17 protein-coding genes and 1 pseudogene are annotated in these 16,267 nt (G+C 40.8%); 9 read left to right on the forward strand and 9 right to left on the reverse strand.

Annotation, left to right across the window (positions count from 1 at the left end):
• The first annotated feature begins 1 nt into the window (after position 1).
• Positions 2 to 1,144 (forward strand): TlpA disulfide reductase family protein, encoded by a 1,143-nt coding sequence (locus R2Q80_RS00285; RefSeq protein WP_316797666.1) that lies wholly within the window; start codon positions 2 to 4, stop codon positions 1,142 to 1,144.
• Positions 1,145 to 1,318: 174 nt separating this feature from the next.
• Positions 1,319 to 2,974: an alpha-L-fucosidase gene (locus tag R2Q80_RS00290; protein ID WP_316797667.1), complete on the forward strand. Its 1,656-nt coding sequence runs from the start codon at positions 1,319 to 1,321 to the stop codon at positions 2,972 to 2,974.
• 138 nt (positions 2,975 to 3,112) lie between these two features.
• Here R2Q80_RS00290 and R2Q80_RS00295 read toward each other — a convergent pair whose 3' ends face one another.
• Together R2Q80_RS00295 and R2Q80_RS00300 are read right to left on the reverse strand one after the other, a co-directional pair.
• Positions 3,113 to 3,478 (reverse strand): response regulator transcription factor, encoded by a 366-nt coding sequence (locus R2Q80_RS00295; protein WP_316797668.1) that lies wholly within the window; start codon positions 3,476 to 3,478, stop codon positions 3,113 to 3,115.
• Positions 3,479 to 3,510: 32 nt separating this feature from the next.
• Complete coding sequence (locus R2Q80_RS00300) at positions 3,511 to 4,356, reverse strand: PRC-barrel domain-containing protein (protein ID WP_316797669.1); 846 nt, start codon at positions 4,354 to 4,356, stop codon at positions 3,511 to 3,513.
• A gap of 129 nt (positions 4,357 to 4,485) precedes the next feature.
• Here R2Q80_RS00300 and R2Q80_RS00305 point away from each other — a divergent pair, with 129 nt between their 5' ends.
• Entirely contained in the window at positions 4,486 to 4,743 is a 258-nt protein-coding gene (locus R2Q80_RS00305; protein ID WP_316797670.1) for a DUF3606 domain-containing protein, read from the forward strand.
• Between the two features lie 110 nt (positions 4,744 to 4,853).
• Complete coding sequence (locus R2Q80_RS00310) at positions 4,854 to 5,114, forward strand: DNA-formamidopyrimidine glycosylase family protein (protein WP_316797671.1); 261 nt, start codon at positions 4,854 to 4,856, stop codon at positions 5,112 to 5,114.
• 220 nt (positions 5,115 to 5,334) lie between these two features.
• On the opposite strand, the gene R2Q80_RS00315 is transcribed toward R2Q80_RS00310, so the two are convergent.
• The 7 genes and pseudogenes from R2Q80_RS00315 to R2Q80_RS00345 all read right to left on the reverse strand — a co-directional run.
• Complete coding sequence (locus R2Q80_RS00315; protein WP_316797672.1) at positions 5,335 to 6,012, reverse strand: hypothetical protein; 678 nt, start codon at positions 6,010 to 6,012, stop codon at positions 5,335 to 5,337.
• A gap of 138 nt (positions 6,013 to 6,150) precedes the next feature.
• Positions 6,151 to 7,071 (reverse strand): helix-turn-helix transcriptional regulator, encoded by a 921-nt coding sequence (locus R2Q80_RS00320; protein WP_316797673.1) that lies wholly within the window; start codon positions 7,069 to 7,071, stop codon positions 6,151 to 6,153.
• A gap of 31 nt (positions 7,072 to 7,102) precedes the next feature.
• The gene (locus R2Q80_RS00325; protein WP_316797674.1) at positions 7,103 to 7,558 is read right to left on the reverse strand and encodes a DUF2147 domain-containing protein; all 456 of its coding nucleotides are present in this window, start codon (positions 7,556 to 7,558) and stop codon (positions 7,103 to 7,105) included.
• A 343-nt stretch (positions 7,559 to 7,901) separates the two neighbouring features.
• Positions 7,902 to 11,075 carry a multidrug efflux RND transporter permease subunit gene (locus tag R2Q80_RS00330; RefSeq protein ID WP_316797675.1) on the reverse strand — a complete coding sequence of 1,058 codons (3,174 nt, stop codon included), beginning with the start codon at positions 11,073 to 11,075 and terminating at the stop codon, positions 7,902 to 7,904.
• Between the two features lie 37 nt (positions 11,076 to 11,112).
• Positions 11,113 to 12,216, reverse strand: a complete 1,104-nt coding sequence (locus tag R2Q80_RS00335; protein ID WP_316797676.1) for an efflux RND transporter periplasmic adaptor subunit — start codon at positions 12,214 to 12,216, stop codon at positions 11,113 to 11,115.
• A 4-nt stretch (positions 12,217 to 12,220) separates the two neighbouring features.
• The gene (locus R2Q80_RS00340; protein WP_316798522.1) at positions 12,221 to 12,826 is read right to left on the reverse strand and encodes a TolC family protein; all 606 of its coding nucleotides are present in this window, start codon (positions 12,824 to 12,826) and stop codon (positions 12,221 to 12,223) included.
• A gap of 126 nt (positions 12,827 to 12,952) precedes the next feature.
• Positions 12,953 to 13,555: pseudogene (locus R2Q80_RS00345) on the reverse strand (TolC family protein); the annotation flags it as partial.
• A 291-nt stretch (positions 13,556 to 13,846) separates the two neighbouring features.
• Here R2Q80_RS00345 and R2Q80_RS00350 point away from each other — a divergent pair.
• From R2Q80_RS00350 to R2Q80_RS00365, 5 genes are all read left to right on the forward strand, one after another.
• Positions 13,847 to 14,401 carry a hypothetical protein gene (locus R2Q80_RS00350; RefSeq protein WP_316797677.1) on the forward strand — a complete coding sequence of 185 codons (555 nt, stop codon included), beginning with the start codon at positions 13,847 to 13,849 and terminating at the stop codon, positions 14,399 to 14,401.
• Positions 14,398 to 14,886 (forward strand): sensor histidine kinase, encoded by a 489-nt coding sequence (locus R2Q80_RS00355; RefSeq protein ID WP_316797678.1) that lies wholly within the window; start codon positions 14,398 to 14,400, stop codon positions 14,884 to 14,886. Before R2Q80_RS00350 ends, R2Q80_RS00355 begins: the two co-directional genes overlap by 4 nt.
• Entirely contained in the window at positions 14,883 to 15,644 is a 762-nt protein-coding gene (locus R2Q80_RS00360; protein WP_316797679.1) for a LytTR family DNA-binding domain-containing protein, read from the forward strand. The genes R2Q80_RS00355 and R2Q80_RS00360 overlap by 4 nt, the downstream gene beginning before the upstream one ends.
• Before the next feature lie 5 nt (positions 15,645 to 15,649).
• Positions 15,650 to 15,766: a helix-turn-helix domain-containing protein gene (locus tag R2Q80_RS21900; RefSeq protein ID WP_410478724.1), complete on the forward strand. Its 117-nt coding sequence runs from the start codon at positions 15,650 to 15,652 to the stop codon at positions 15,764 to 15,766.
• Between the two features lie 138 nt (positions 15,767 to 15,904).
• Positions 15,905 to 16,249: a hypothetical protein gene (locus tag R2Q80_RS00365; protein ID WP_316797680.1), complete on the forward strand. Its 345-nt coding sequence runs from the start codon at positions 15,905 to 15,907 to the stop codon at positions 16,247 to 16,249.
• Positions 16,250 to 16,267: the final 18 nt, after the last annotated feature.

Raw genomic sequence — 16,267 nt, forward strand, 5'->3', positions numbered from 1 at the left:
TATGAAAAACACAATATTAGCCGTTATGGTTGCTTTAGTGGCCATGAGCGCATCCGCACAGAATGGATATACGATCAAAGGACAAATAGGCAAGTTAGGGAAACCGGCAAAAGCATTTTTGCTCATCAAAATGGAGGGAAAAGAGCAGCTAGATTCGGTTGCATTGGTAAATGGTTCTTTCACTTTCAAGGGATCCGTTCCTTCACCCATGGAGGCTACCATTCGCTTAAAACACGACAATGTGATAGACACTCCCGGAAAACGAATCAAAGTAGATGGCGTTGGTCTCATTTTAGGAAATGAAAATATCACTATTAACGGCAAAGATTCAGTAAAAACAGCTGTCATCAAAGGTTCTACCTTAACTGACGAAAGCAGGCACGTAGATGATTTACTTCGGCCCATTTATGCAAAGCTACAAGGATTAAATAAGGAATATGCTGATGCTCCTGAAGCTAAGAAGCAGGATAACACATTTATTCTTGATCTCGAAAAAAGGGCCCGGGCAATAGAAAAAGAGATTTTCGATGCAAAAATTGGTTATGCTAAACAACATCCGGATAAGTACATGTCGTTAATGGCACTTAATTCTACACTTGCTCCAGGCTTTGATGCAGTAGAGATGGAAAAAATCTTCCTAACTGTCAGTCCTGAACTCCGTAACTCTTATTTCGGCAAACAGGTGGCAGAACGTATAGCTACATTTAAAAAAACACAAGAGGGCGTTGCAGCTCAGGATTTTACCCAGCCAGATATTGATGGAAAGCCCGTAAAGCTTTCCGACTATCGCGGTAAATATGTATTGATTGATTTCTGGGCTTCCTGGTGTGCCCCCTGCAGACGGGAGAATCCAAACCTGGTAAAGGTTTATGAACAATATAAGTCTAAAGGCTTTGAAATTCTGGGTGTTTCTTTAGATAAAGCAGCAGATAAAGCTAAATGGATCAAAGCTATTGCAGATGATCATCTGACGTGGAAACAGGTGGGCGATTTAAAAGGCTGGGAAAACGAGGCTGCTCAGGCTTACGAGGTCAAAGCTATCCCAATGAACTTCTTAATAGATCCTACCGGAAAAATCATTGCCAAGGAACTGCGTGGAGCAGCACTGGAGACAAAAATCAAGGAAATTTTCCAGGGAAAATAGTATCCAAATTTTAATAGTTAGTGATGACAATGCAGGTTGACGGATGTCGCCTGCATTTTTTTTTATAGTTACTAGCTATTGCAAAAGTCGGATTAGTACAAACATTTATCGTAATGATGCAAATGTTTTTTAATCATACCTGTTATATTTGAGTATTGCCCTTTAACCAGATATATGAAAAGACGTACCCTGCTTAAACTTCTTACCACGAGCCTCCCAGGCATCTATTTAGCGAATAATGCCAGTGCCGCCCTAATACGAAACATGGTAACCAGCCCGGAGACCAAAAATCCATTTCAACCAACCTGGCCATCCTTAAGAAAATATGTTACACCGGAGTGGTTCAGAGATGCCAAATTCGGCATGTGGGCTCACTGGGGGCCTCAGTGCCAGCCTGAGGCAGGGGATTGGTACGCAAGAAACATGTATATGGAAGGGTCTGGCCAGTATCAATTTCACCTTAAAAAATATGGACATCCTTCAAAATTTGGGTTTAAGGATGTAATTAACACCTGGAAGGCCGAAAAATGGGATCCTGAAGCCATCGTTGATCTTTATCATCATTCGGGTGCAAAATACTTCATGGCGCTGGCCAACCACCATGATAATTTTGATTTGTACGACAGCCGTTTTCAAAAGAACTGGAATTCAACTAAACTGGGGCCAAAAAAAGATATTGTTGGCGGCTGGGCTGCCGCCGCCAGAAAAAGAGGGTTGCATTTTGCGGTGAGTGTGCATGCTGCCCATACCTGGAGCTGGATGGAAACCGCACAACGCTCGGACAAATCGGGCCCCTATGCAGGTATACCTTACGATGGTAACCTGACTAAATCGCAAGGCAAAGGCATGTGGTGGGATGGACTTGATCCACAGGAACTCTATGCCCAGCAACATCAGTTGAGTGAAAACAGTTATGATAATGGAATGATTCACAGGCAATGGGATTGGGGTAACGGCGTAAGTAAACCTGATAAAAAATACATCGAGAAATTCTACAATCGTACCATCGAGCTCATTGATAAATATCAGCCTGATATGATTTATTTTGATGATTCGCAGTTTCCGTTATGGCCGATAGACGATGCCGGTTTAAAAATTGCGTCGCACTTTTACAATAAAAGTATCAGGGATAAAGGTAGTTTGCAGGCGGTAATTACCGGCAAAATATTAAACGGGGAGCAAAGACAGGCGATGGTATGGGACATTGAACGTGGCCAGAGTAATGGTATAGAGCCCCTCCCGTGGCAAACTGATACCTGCATTGGCGACTGGCATTACAACAGGTCGGTTTACGATAATAAGCGATACAAAAGTGCCAGATCGGTGGTTCATACCCTGATTGATGTGGTAAGCAAAAACGGAAATCTGATGCTTAATGTCCCTTTGAGAGGTGATGGTACTATGGATGAGCTGGAGTTACAAATCGTTAATGAAATTGGTGGCTGGATGAGGGAGAACGGAAAAAGTATATATGGCACACGGCCGTGGGTAATTTTTGGTGAAGGGCCAGCGCAGCTGGGCGCGGCGGCACTTTCTGCACAGGGTTTTAACGAAGGTAAGGGCAAGCCTTTCACCGAAGAGGATGTAAGATTTGTGACTAAGGATGGCACCTTATATGCAACAGTAATGTCTTCAGATTTTAGCCGGAATTTTATTCATATCAAAAGTCTGGCAGATCAAAGCACTTATTATCCGGGAAAAATCAGTCAGGTCACCATGGTATCTACAGGCCGTCCGTTGAAGTTTATCCGTAACCAGACTGGCCTAAATGTTTTCCTGCCCGAAGATGGTAAGCTTCCTAAATTTGCAGTTGCACTTAAAATAATTTGATTTTGAATGCCGTAGCTAAGTTCATGCAGTAGTCATTTCTGAATGAAGTGGCTGGTACGATATTGTAAACCATGCGGATACGCTAACCTTTCGCAGATCAGTCAAAATAGTGTGAATCAATGTATCCGATCGATATGGTTAAGCAGACTTTTCGATTTGCGAACGTACCTTACCCAGGAAAAAATCCATGTCAAAGGGCTTTTGGATAAAACTTTCCGCACCGCAGCCATTTTTCACTTCTTCTACACTCGCATGAGCGCTCATAATGATAATAGGTGCATCCGCCAAACTACTTTCTGCCTTTAGCCTTCCGCAAACATCCAGTCCTGAACCATCTGGCAGCATCACGTCCAGGATAAACAGATCTGGTATTTCATTCGTATCGCGCTGCATAAAATCGTGTACATTTGCAAATGAAACGACTGTGTAATTTTCAGATTCAAGCATCATCGTAACTACTTCTCTGATATCCTTGTCGTCTTCTAAAACAAAAATTTTTCCCATAAAACTTCAAGAAATAAGTGAAATGTTTTCTTTTAACTATTTGATCTGGATGTGTTGTGATCAGCAATTGCGTCCCCTAAATTCACTACCAGGCGTTCATCTAAATGATCCATTGTTTGCCATTTGCTGCCGTCATGACCAGGCTCTGCATATATCACCCCAATCTTACGCTCTCCTTCAAAAACCCTGTAGGTTCCGTTTGTTTGTGGTTGGATGGTAAATGTACCTTCTGATGTATTCACCGTAAAACCTTCATGGTCTTCCACTGCCTGTTGGTTCACCTCCTGTTCAGTTTTTGTTTCTGATCGTGCATGATCTATAAGCTGGTGAATAGTATTTTCTTCTTCCTTCCTGTCCTCAGCAATTAATTGGGGAACAAAATCAGCAGTAGGTAGCTCTTGCTTTCTCGAAATTACATTACCCCTGTCAAAATGGTGGTGCTGGTAAAATTCAGCATGATCAATTTCTACAATTTCTTCTTCTATCCTCAAGGCTGCCGGACTGCCAATCGCTGATCTGATTTTCATTTCCGTATCCCTTGTAACCTCCCCAATAATATAGTTTGGCATCAGGTTATATTGTTCACGATCCATTACTGGTATGATAACTTCTTTTTTATCAATTCCAAGCGTTGCAATTCCTATAGGAATCAGAATAGCTTTATTCGGAGGTGACGAAACATTATTTTCAAGATCCGTAATAATGTACCGGATGGCATTCTGCTCCAGGTCGAAAAGTAAATCTCTAACTTTTCCAACAGTATTCTGACCTTCGTCAACTACAGGCCACCCAGTAATGTCCGCTTCTCCATCAATGATTTCATAGTCCTCGTTAGCTAATTCCCGAAGGTTTAAATATTCTATATTTCCTGTATTCATCACTTTTTGTTTCTAATAAATCATCTTATTCGAATTTCTAACATAAGCGTAGGTAAATAGTTTTGAGATTGTTATAAAAGTCGAATTAATTTGTACAGAACTTAACCTAAGCCAAACTGTTTTAAACTTATGGAAGAAAATCAAAATCCAAACATGGGTGAAGTGCCAGATCCAGATGAGATCAGAGAACGATACGCCATCGAAGACGATGATGATACGTTAGAGCCTTTCGATGATCAGTCAGAACACCGTGAAATAAATGCAGATGACCCGAATGATTTAGCCTACTGGGCAGCGCAATTTCAAATCGACGTTGATACGCTTAAAGGCGCAATAGCGCTTAATGGCAATTCTGTAAGGGAAATCAAAAAATATTTAAGCGTATAAATAATTTATGGCCGAACTACCTGATCTTACCGTCTTTGCCAGTATTCTCAACCATAAGTTTAAGGGTAAAAAATTAGAAAAGCTCGACGTTATCGTAGCTAAAAAAATCAATGTCTCATCTGCTGAGCTTTAAAAGCAAGCTGGAAGGGCAAAAATTGGAAAAAGTAGCACGTGTAGGCAAAACCTTACAATTTCATTTTGGCAAAAGCGATATTCTGGGCTTACATCTGATGCTGCGGGGAGAGCTGCGCGATTTCATGAAAATTCACGGGGCAAAGATTGAAAGGTCTCCCACAGGGAAGCTCGTTAAATCAGAAACCATCGGGGGTAGTACTGCATATTTTACTTCGGAGCAAAAGCTTTATGAATAAGGCAAATAGTTGATGTAAGGAACAATCGGAAAATTTTAAAGATATATGATATCAAAAATTATCTAATCATATTACTTGGTGCCACTATAGCTGGCACAATAGTTATGACCTTATCAAGTGCACTGATGTAGCTCGAGGAACAGGATTTTCGCGAACCTAAGCATCTGAGCAGGCTCAGGGGTATGTGCCGGATGACCATCCCCTTTTTTAATTTCAGGCTTCAATGGAATTTACCCACTTTAGTAAAAGACCGGGCATTCGGCCAAGACTTACCATTAAGCGCTAATACCAGGCAAAACAACGCAAGCACAGCGTACAGGAAGCCAGTAAAAATAACCATCTTAAGGTCTTTGATTAGATAAACAGCAAGTAATGGCAACAGTTGCAAAGCGTGCATTCCGATGAAATGGGCGATGCGCAGATCGCCATATTTAAGACTCCAGTTCAGGAAAGGTATTGTTTTACCGTAATCAGCACCTATCCTGGGAGAACCATTTGCACCCATCACAGCGCCTTCGAAAGCAAATATAACAAATAAAAAGATTCCTAACCGAATGGCCCAAACGTAATAATCCGGTAGGGTGGCAAACCTGTAGGTACAAAATAGGATACCGATATAACCGGTATACAAGGTAACAGCTATTGCTGCAATAGCCATTGCTACAGTAAGTGAAGTATATAAATTCGAACTGAAATTATAATGTGACAGCTGACTCCGGGAAGCCTGAAGTGTGATGTAAAACAATTCGAACCCCAGGAAGATAATCAATGACCAATTGTATATGCTGATATATTTATAAGAATCAAGATATCCGGTATACCATCCCATCGTTAAGCTAAAAATCCCTATAGACAGCGCAAATTTGGCCGGTTTGTACCATGCATTTAACCCGTTCATCTGTATATACACAATTTTTGATAGGATCAGGATTAAAACTGCAAGGAACAGGCATAGCATCCCAAAATAAAATAAGCACTCATTTCTCGATTTCAATAGCGCTAGAAAATCCAACATAAAGCGATTAATAATTTAAAATTAATTAAATGATGCCCTGAATTCAACCGGAGTAAGTTCGGTTTTACTCTTAAACAATTTACTAAACGACTGTGGATATTCGAATCCCAGCTGAAAAGCAATTTCCCCAATGGTGAGTGTAGTAGTGGAAAGTTTTTCTTTTGCTTTTGTAATGATTTTTCCATGAATGTGCTGCTGGGTATTTTGACCAGTAAGCGTTTTCAAAATACCACTCAAATAGTTGGGAGAACAATTGAGCTGTTGCGCAATATGCTGTACGGTAGGCAATCCATTATTAATAATGTCTTCATTGTTAAAATAGTCGTCAAGAATTTTTTCCAGTTTATCCAGTATTTGATTTCCAGATATTTTACGGGTAAGAAACTGACGCATATAAAACCGATTTGAATAATTGAGGAATGATTCAATCTGAGAGATCATAATCGATTCACTGAATTGATCAATATGTGAACGATATTCCTGCTCGATATTTTTGATAAGGCTTTTCAAAACAATTTCTTCTTTTTCAGAAACAAAAAGTGCTTCATTTATCGCGTAATTAAAAAACTCATATTTTTTAATGGCTTTGGCTAATGGGTTGCCCCACAGGAAATCAGGATGAATCAGCAGCATACTTCCCGCACTCCTAAAAGCATCATCAGCTTTAAATGAAAATATCTGGTTAGGAGCTATAAAAAATAGTATGCCATCATCGAAATCATACTTTTGTTGTCCATAACCATAATGCACATCTCCTTCTTCCACCTTTTTCAGTGAGATAATATAAAAATCAAAAACCACCCTGATTGTTTCCTCACTTCGATATGGTGTTATTTCAGTAAGGTTTATCACGCTAATCATCGGATGCTCAGGATTGGCTATACCCAGTATTTTATGGTAATCCTTAATTGTTGTTATTCGGTAAGGCTGCTGCTGATTCATTCCGGGCAATTTAAAAGATTTAAATATAAGATTATTTCACATCAACTTTTTTCAAAGTCAGTCCGCGATTTAAGCCAAAGAAAGAGATTCCCCAAAAGCCTTTAATATTGAGGCTGCCGTTTTTAGTAATGGTTAGATAAGAGTCATAGGTATTACCCTTCTGCCCATCATAATCATAAAGCTTTCCCTTCCAGCTATTCTTTTTGTCATCAAATGTAATTTCTTTCAATAAAAGAATGCCTACCAGCGGCATTTTTCGTTTTTCTTTGTCAGGATTGTTAATGTCTAAAACGGGTTTTCCATCAATATCGACAGCGTTTTTTAAATAGATCAGTTTCCCGTAGTATTTTTCACCGTTCTTAAATATTTGCACATTGCCCTCTTTTACCTTACTGTACCATACACCAACAATATCATCGGCTTTCGATTGTGAAAATAACAGGGTACAAAAATTAAGAAAAAGGATTGTTAAAAGCAGATGTTTCATTGTCTCGTTTCATTTTAAGGCGACTAACTATTTTATTATAATGCAAAGTTCAGTCAAATGAAATTGTCACAAGTGTTCAAATCCACTTTTCTTGTGTTCGAAAACAAGATAAAAATTATATGTTATTTTGAATGATACTATTTGCACTACATATTTCAGAAAATAGTATACTAGGAGGTAAGCATCCCTGGTAAAGATGCTTCAAGAATAACCGATTCGTTGAAACAATCTGCACCAACATTGAATCCTTAACAATATAGAGTAAAGCAGTTACGGTCATACATTAACCTATTAGCTGATTGATGTATTAAACAATACCCCAGCTAATAGGTCTTAAGGCAAACTATTCTGCATGAAGCGAATCTTTGTGATCTTCAGGGTGATAATTAGCTGCCATCTCAGCTAGCTTTTTCTTCCCATAGGCTAACTTAGTGATCAATACAAATAGCACCGGAACAATAAAGAGGGCAAAGATGGTTGCAGTCAGCATCCCTGCGGCCACTGTCCACCCAATAGTTTGTCTTGAAACAGCACCTGCGCCGTGTGATACAATTAAAGGGAGGACACCCAGAATGAATGCCAAAGATGTCATGACGATTGGTCGCAGTCTTAGCCTGACAGCTTCTATCGTAGCATCCAGAACAGGCATACCCCAATCCACACGTTCTTTCGCAAATTCTACAATCAGGATGGCGTTCTTAGCCGAAAGTCCGATTAATGTGATCAGGCCCACCTGAGCATAAATATTGTTGTCTAGATGTGGCAGGCAGGTCAATGCTAAAATTGCCCCAAATAAACCTAATGGTACGCTTAGCAGAATAGAAAACGGTACTGACCAGCTTTCATATAAGGATGCCAGCAAAAGGAATACTACGATGATAATCAGCGCAAAGATGGCAGTTGTTGCATTTCCAGCTTCCTGTTCCTGCTGACTCAAACCCGTGAAATCGTAACGGTAAGCCGATGGAAGCTCCTTATTTGCAATTTCTTCCAATGCCTTTAGTGCATTACCACTACTTGAACCTGGTTTTGCGGCACCGTTTACTTCTATAGAACGAAACAGGTTATAGTGATTAATAATGGCAGGGTTTTCTACCAATTTATAAGATACCATTGCAGAAATTGGAACCGATGCTCCCGCCATGTTTTTGACATACAAGTTGTTGATGTCTTCAATTTTTCCTCTGAATGAGGTGTCAGCCTGTGAGATTACCTTAAAATTTCTTCCATACCTGGTAAAGTCGTTGATGTAACTACTTCCAAAATAAGCAGAGATCGTACTATAGACTGCCCCAATGGATACGCCCATTTTTTTAACCTGCTCCCTGTTTACCGTGATTTGGTAGTTGGGTGTATTAGTAGTAAAAAGGGTGTAAGCCATTCCAATATCTTTATGCTGATTAGCCTCACCCAGAAACTTACCAACTACGCCCTCAAATTTTTTCACATCACCAGCCTGCAGTTCCTGTATCTGCATACTAAACCCACCGCTTATTCCAAGCCCTGGTATGGGTGGCGGCTGAACAGCGATAACCGTTCCGGCTTTCTCTCCCGCAAACATGGCCGAAACGCCTGCAACAATATCAGATGCGGTCTTTTTTCGGTCATTCCAGTGCTTCAACTGAACAAAAAATGTTGCTGCGTTAGATTTGAATGAACTGTTGAGAATATTAAATCCAGTGATGGCAACAATATCCCGTATTTCAGGATATTGTTTTTTAATACGTTCAGTGAGGTCTTTGGAAAAAATTTCTGTGCGGTTCATCGACGACCCTTCCGGCAGTGTCGCCCCCATGATAAATGCACCGGCATCCTCATCCGGTATAAAACCAGAGGCTTTATACTGGAACATCCCGATCGTTCCGACATAGATACAAAGCAATATGACGATCATCAGTGGTGCTTTCTTCAAAGACCATTGAACCCCGCGAGAATATTTAGAGGTGACATTATTGAACCAGTTATTAAATTTGAAAAAGAATTTATTAAGCCCCCGTGAATCTGCCTTGATTTCCGATTTGGTCAGTAGCAGCGAGCAAAGTGCAGGAGTAAGTGATAGGGCAATGAATGCTGAAATTAATACAGAAATTGCAATCGTTACTGCAAACTGTTGATAAAGTTGTCCAACCATACCCGGGATGAAACCAACGGGAACAAATACTGCTGCCAGAATCAAAGCAATGGCGATCACCGGTCCGGTGATATCTTTCATTGCCCTTCTGGTTGCTTCCTTTGCAGATAACCCATCATGATCCATATAATGCTGTACGGCCTCAACCACAACTATGGCATCATCAACAACAATACCTATGGCCAGTACAAACCCAAACATCGTGAGCACATTAACAGTAAAGCCAAGTAAATTAAAGAAAATAAATGTTCCGATGATAGAGACCGGGATAGCCAAAACAGGTATTAATGTTGCACGCCAGCTTTGCAAGAAGAAGAAAACCACAATGGTCACCAATATCAACGCTTCAACTAAGGTATGGATTACGCCGTCTATTGATACTTTAACAATTGAAACGGATTCATAACCAATCTTGTAATCCATGTCTGCAGGAAAAGATTTTTTAACCTCTTCCAGCGCCTTTACTATTCCTTCATACGTCTCCAAAGCATTGCCACCGGGGGTTTGGTTAATGCCCATCATGGCTGAGGTTTGACCGTTCAGTTTTGCGGTGATATTGTAAGCAAATTCACCTAATCCAACGCGGGCGACATCTTTCAGATGGACAACGTTTCCATCAGGCGTGGCTTTAACGATAATATTCTCGAAATCCTCTGCCTTATTAAGTGCACCGTCCATAACGATTGAAAATTCAAATGTCTGGTCGCCTTTGAGCGGCGGTCCACCTACACTACCACCCGGAATAATTGCATTTTGTTCGGCAATTGCTGTGGAAACATCAGACGGCGTGATACCTTTCGCTGCCATTTTGTTCGCATCGAGCCATACACGCATACTGAAGGGCCGGCCAAAGGACATCACGTCGCCAACACCTTTTACTCGTAAAAGGGCGTCTTTGAGATACAGATTAGCATAGTTAGAAAGATATTTACTATCGTAGGTCTTGTTGGGAGAATATAATCCTAATACCAGTAGCAAATCTGTGTTTGCTTTCTTTGTGGTTACCCCAAGACGCCTCACAGCTTCGGGAAGCGAAGGTTCTGCTATTCCAACCCTATTTTGTACGTCTAAAGCCGCCACATCGATATCTGTTCCAACTTCAAAAGTCACCGTGATATTCGATCGACCGTCAGCGGTACTATTGGAGGTAATGTATTTCATTCCCGGGGTACCATTAATCTGGCTTTCAATCGGCGTGGTAACGGTTTGTTCCACAGTTTGAGCATCAGCTCCAGTGTAGTTTGCCGTTACAGTTACCGTGGGCGGGGCGATATTAGGATACTGCGTGATCGGTAGCCCTGTTAAGATCAGTACACCCGCAAGCACAATAAGTATCGATATCACAATCGATGTGACCGGGCGTTTTATAAATATTTCTGAGATCATGTATTTCTATATTGTTGTTCGAAATTTAAAGTTGTCACTATTGCGCTTTCACCACCGTGCCTGCCCGCAGGTTTTGGGAACCCTCAGTTACCACAACTTCGCCAGCTTTCAGTCCATTGGTCACCACAACCTTATCTCCAAATTTACTTCCCAGTTTAACCAGCCTTTGTTGCGCTTTGCTGCTGTCGCTGACAAGATATACCAGATTTTCTCCCAGTTGTTCCATTACCGCCTTATAGGGAATGGTAACTTGCTGTGTTTTTGATTTATTAAGCACGTTTAATTTACACACCATTCCCGGTACCAGATTTCCGGTTGGATTTGGATAGCTGATCCGCACCTTTAATGTCCCTGTAGTCGGATCAATCGAGCGGTCAACCGCAACTATTTTTCCGTTTAGGCGGTAAGTTGTTTTATCAGGTAGTTCAACACTGAAGATTGAATCCCTTACCGCTAAATTTCCCTGCAGTTTCAGGAATCTATTGATATCCTGCTGGTTGATGGAAATATCTACCGCGATAGGGTCATTAGTTGATACCGTATTGAGCAGGGTACTACCCTGTACAACCAATGCACCTGGTTTTACCTGCGAAATACCGATTGTGCCGCTCAAAGGGGATACAATTACCGAGCGCTTCAAATTTGCTGCTGCCATTTCCATTGCAGCTTCCGCAACTGCAACCTGCGAAGCTGCATTTTCAAGGTCGGTCAATGCATAGTCTACCCGTTGTTTGGCCACAGCTTCCTGTTTGGCCAGGTTAGTATATCGTTCAGCATCCTTTTTAAATTTGCCATAATTTGCTTTCGCTACCCGCAGGTTTGCTTTCGCAGAATTATAGGCTGCCAGATAGTTTGTCCGGTCAATTTCATAAAGCTTTTGGCCTTTGGAAACCTTCTGGCCGTCTTTTACAAAGATTGCAGTAACTGAACCACCAACTTCTGCTCTTAGTTCCACTTCATTTAACGGTACCACAACACCTGGATAGCTATCAGTTGTCGTAATCATTTCCTGAGTAACTTTCTGAGTTGTTACTGCTACTGCCGGTGGGGCAGTAGGTGCTGCTGGTTTATTATTTCCGCAACCGGCCAATAGCATTAGTGCAATGATGGGCCGCGATAGATTTGCTTGATATGATTTCATGTTATTATGGAGTAATATTGATGGTTCCCAATGCCTGCTGAACATCCAGTTTAGCAGAAAGCAGGTTGTATAATGCGTTTAAATAATATAGTTGAGTGGTGCGCAGGTCGCTTTCTGCGGTCATTAGATCAAGATATGTTTTAATCCCTTCGTCATATTGAAGTTTGATAGTCTTATACACATCCCTTGACAGACTTACATTTGAACCTGCTGTTTTCCAGTCGTTAAGCCCCGCTTTGTAGGTGGCCATCGCTCTCTCGAACTGGCTATTGATATTGTTCCTGGATTCCTGCAGGTCCAGCTCCCCGCGCTTTTCCAGTAACTGGGCTTTTCGAATTTCCTGGATGCGTTTGGTGCCCTGAAATATTGGCATAGTAAGCCTTAAGCCTACAATAGATCCCGGATAAGCGTTTTGATATAGGCTGGAGAAATTATCATCCAGGTAATTCCAACTGTAGTTGATAAATCCCGATAGTCTTGGCAAATAAGTAAGTTTATTATAAGATGTATTAATCCCCAGGAGTTTCTGCTGCGTTTCAAGTAACCGGTATTCGACACGCTTGTTGTAATCCAGCACTGTTGTAGTATCTAACAGGATACCATTTTCCATGGCCGCATTGTCAAAACTTAAAGTCAGCTCAGCCTCTGCCGGGTAACCTATCAGCGATTTTATATAAGCGTATTTAGATTTAAGCAGCTCAATCGTTCTCTTCCTGTCGGCAATGGAATTGCTCAGGCTGATCTGTGCACGCTGTGAATCAGTTTTATCCACAAGTCCCGAGGAATACTGGCTATTTGCATCTTTCAGCTGCTTCTCTATCCGGGCAATGATCTCATTAATGATTTTGAGTTGCTCCTGACTTGTCAAAATATCATAGTACGCTTTGCTTACATCAACTACGGTATTAATCTGATTGTTTTCTGTGTTCTGTCTAAACTGCTGCCTGTAATATTTTGCCGTTTTCGAGGCCTGAATCAAACCAGCATCTAAAAATTTCTGATCCGCCTACAGCACGACGGAAGAAACATTTTTAGTGCCGAAAACAATGTAATTTGTTTGCCCATCAGTAGTGAGTGCATTAACCTGCTGTTTGATGTTATGGTTAAAACTCGCATCTCCGTTAACCTGAGGCAGCCAGCCGGAAAGGGCAGATTTAATATCCCTTTCTCCAACCTCCTGGTCAATGTAGGATTGTTTTACTCCGGGTTTATGCCGAAGTGCATATTGCGTCAATTGTTCCAGTCCGGCGTCGCGTAGAAGACTATCGCTCTGTGCCGAAGATTGCTGAAATAACAGACATATTATTACAGCAGTTAAAAAGGGCTTGAAAAGGGTCATGATCTGAAATTAATGGCGCAAATCTAGAGTCTGCTTTTTATCACAAGTTTAAAAACTGACTGAAAGGCTTGATTTGGCGACTGAATAAGCTTAAATTATCCCTGAACTTTTGCCGATATGATTTGAGGCCTGGAGATGATTCAGATGCAATCAAGGATGGTCCAGTTACCAATTTTTCCAGCTCAGTCAGTTCGAATGAATGTAACCTATCCATTTTTAATAATCTTGTATAATCAATAATCACTGATGTCAAACTTGACTGGAGAAAAGAAGGAAATAAATTTGCGCTTAATGTTGATTCCTGTACAATTTATAGGATTCTACTTGCTGGCGTATTTATTGCGGCCGGGAAAAGCGTGGTACAAATCCTACACCACTGAAGAAATTTCGCTGGAGGTGATCAATGGCCTGATATTTTGTTTTTTGCTATCAGAAATCAGTATCCTTATCATTAAGTTCCTAGACAGGCATATGCCGTGGCAAGATGATCCGCTTAAAAGATCGGTAGTGCAGTTTGGCGCTATGGTTACAGGCACCGTCATTTTTTCCTATTGCTACATTCGTCTGATGGTGTTCGTTTTTGAAAAATCGATTGCATCCGAAGTCTATGCCAATTCACTTACGTCCTCATTCACAGTTACGGTACTGGTTTCATTGCTTACCAGTGCAGGTCAAACGGTCTATTATCTTCTAAAGCAATGGCGGGATGCCCGGGAAGAAACCCTTGATCACATCATCAAGGCAGAAGAGCTGGAAAGGATAGCGATGGAATTTGAATTGCAGTCGTTGCGGATGCAACTGGATCCCATTTCCTTTTTAATAGTTTTAGTACGCTGTCTGCATTGATCGGATATGATGATGATACTGCTCAGCTTTTTTTACAGAAACTTTCCGATGTGTACAGGTATATGACTATCAATGTCAAAAAAAATATGGTTTCGGTAGCAGAAGAAATAGAATTCACCAAAACCTACTTTTACCTCATGAAGATTCGCTTTGGTGAAAATGTAATACTGGAAGTGGATGTCAGCGGAGCCTCGTTAAGCAAAGCCATTCCACCGATAACTTTACAGCTCCTGGTCGAAAACGCGATTAAACATAATATCGCATCATCCAGCAAGCCATTGATTATTAAAATCGCGAACAACGGACATGACTATTTAAAAGTGACTAATACGCTGCAAAGATTAAATTTCAATGTACCATCGACGTCTACGGGTATGAAAAATGTGGAAGACAGATATAGATTATTAACCGATCAATTGCCGAAAGTCACTGAATGCAGCGAGTTGTATACAGTATGTGTGCCTTTAATTAAACTGGAAGAATGATGAAAATAGTAATTGTAGAGGATGAAAAGCATAACGCGCTAAGGTTAAAGGAAATGCTAACCAATATTGATTCCACCATAGAGGTATTGGCTGTTTTGAGCAGTGTGACAGAAAGCATTTCCTGGTTTACCGAACACCAAGAACCAGATCTTATTCTGATGGACGTCAGGCTATCAGATGGCCTTAGCTTTGAAATCTTCGCTTCCTGCAACATCAACAGTTTTGTGATTTTTACCACGGCCTATGATGAATACGCGATCCGGGCGTTTAAAGTCAACAGCCTTGATTACCTGCTAAAGCCCATCAACAAAGCAGAATTACAATCTGCACTCGAAAAGTATGATCAGGTACGTTCAGCCAGGAATCAGGAGCCTGGAATTGAAGATTTACTCAAAATGTTAAAAGACCCTGAGAGAAGTTATCGCGCGAGGTTTTTGATTCAGAAAGGTGACCGTTATGTTTCTGTTAAAGTTGAAACGGTCGAATTCATTTATTCAGAGTTTAGAAATACTCATCTTGTATTAAATGATGGCAGTACACATATTGTTAATCTGACTATGGATGAGGTTGAGGAGCAGCTGGATCCAAACCTGTTCTTCAGAGCCTCCAGACAGCATCTTGTTTCCGTAAATAGCATAAAAGAAATTCAGAATCATTTTAATGGCAAACTAAAATTAGTGCTGTCAAAATTCCCGGAGACTGAGGTTTATATCAGTAAAGATAAGTCGTTATTATTCAAACGGTGGATAGATAGATAGGTATGATGGACGAAACGCAGATTCTTGATGTCGCAAAGCAGCTAATTAGCCACTATGGCCCCCAAAAGACTACTATGAAGGATATTGCAGAGCGGTTGTCCATCTCGACACCCTACCTGTGAAAATTTTTTGAGGATAAGGGCGTATTAATTCTTACGATTATAAGATCCATTAATCAGGATTTATATGATGAAATAGGAAGAAAACTTGTGAGGAGAATAAGTTTGCCTGAAATACTCGAAACGGTCTTAAAGCTCAAGATGGCCCAATTTAAAACATATTTCAGGGTTGTCCACTCGCTATCCTACCTGGAACGGATAGGAAATCTGGAACTGCTTAGACAAGAATTTCAAGACAATAACCGGGAAATTGCAGTACTCATTACCGAACGGACGAACAATGCGAATTCAGCTGAATCTTCCATTTTCACTCCATTAATATTTGATTTACTTCAAAAAGCCGATCAATTGGCTGAGGGATACATAATCGAATATTTGCCGAATGGAACAGTAGGAAATATATCATTTAAGCGTCTTTACCAAAAAATGGCTGAACTGCAAAATGATTTTCTTAATAAGGACATTGGCACAAATCAAAAATCATAACAGAAACGATTAGTAAAT

The sequence above is a fragment of the Pedobacter frigidisoli genome, assembly GCF_032678525.1.
Lineage (GTDB): Bacteria > Bacteroidota > Bacteroidia > Sphingobacteriales > Sphingobacteriaceae > Pedobacter > Pedobacter frigidisoli_A.

What these genes read in the sequence shown, in the direction of transcription:
- R2Q80_RS00365 (WP_316797680.1), top strand. Translation starts at nt 15,905, where the DNA reads ATGGCCCAATTTAAAACATATTTCAGGGTTGTCCACTCGCTATCCTAC.
- R2Q80_RS00295 (WP_316797668.1), bottom strand. Translation starts at nt 3,478, where the DNA reads ATGGGAAAAATTTTTGTTTTAGAAGACGACAAGGATATCAGAGAAGTA.
- R2Q80_RS00315 (WP_316797672.1), bottom strand. Translation starts at nt 6,012, where the DNA reads ATGAACGGGTTAAATGCATGGTACAAACCGGCCAAATTTGCGCTGTCT.
- R2Q80_RS00360 (WP_316797679.1), top strand. Translation starts at nt 14,883, where the DNA reads ATGATGAAAATAGTAATTGTAGAGGATGAAAAGCATAACGCGCTAAGG.
- R2Q80_RS00330 (WP_316797675.1), bottom strand. Translation starts at nt 11,075, where the DNA reads ATGATCTCAGAAATATTTATAAAACGCCCGGTCACATCGATTGTGATA.
- R2Q80_RS00335 (WP_316797676.1), bottom strand. Translation starts at nt 12,216, where the DNA reads ATGAAATCATATCAAGCAAATCTATCGCGGCCCATCATTGCACTAATG.
- R2Q80_RS21900 (WP_410478724.1), top strand. Translation starts at nt 15,650, where the DNA reads ATGGACGAAACGCAGATTCTTGATGTCGCAAAGCAGCTAATTAGCCAC.
- R2Q80_RS00310 (WP_316797671.1), top strand. Translation starts at nt 4,854, where the DNA reads ATGTCTCATCTGCTGAGCTTTAAAAGCAAGCTGGAAGGGCAAAAATTG.
- R2Q80_RS00340 (WP_316798522.1), bottom strand. Translation starts at nt 12,826, where the DNA reads ATGGAAAATGGTATCCTGTTAGATACTACAACAGTGCTGGATTACAAC.
- R2Q80_RS00290 (WP_316797667.1), top strand. Translation starts at nt 1,319, where the DNA reads ATGAAAAGACGTACCCTGCTTAAACTTCTTACCACGAGCCTCCCAGGC.
- R2Q80_RS00320 (WP_316797673.1), bottom strand. Translation starts at nt 7,071, where the DNA reads ATGAATCAGCAGCAGCCTTACCGAATAACAACAATTAAGGATTACCAT.
- R2Q80_RS00350 (WP_316797677.1), top strand. Translation starts at nt 13,847, where the DNA reads ATGTTGATTCCTGTACAATTTATAGGATTCTACTTGCTGGCGTATTTA.
- R2Q80_RS00305 (WP_316797670.1), top strand. Translation starts at nt 4,486, where the DNA reads ATGGAAGAAAATCAAAATCCAAACATGGGTGAAGTGCCAGATCCAGAT.
- R2Q80_RS00325 (WP_316797674.1), bottom strand. Translation starts at nt 7,558, where the DNA reads ATGAAACATCTGCTTTTAACAATCCTTTTTCTTAATTTTTGTACCCTG.
- R2Q80_RS00285 (WP_316797666.1), top strand. Translation starts at nt 2, where the DNA reads ATGAAAAACACAATATTAGCCGTTATGGTTGCTTTAGTGGCCATGAGC.
- R2Q80_RS00300 (WP_316797669.1), bottom strand. Translation starts at nt 4,356, where the DNA reads ATGAATACAGGAAATATAGAATATTTAAACCTTCGGGAATTAGCTAAC.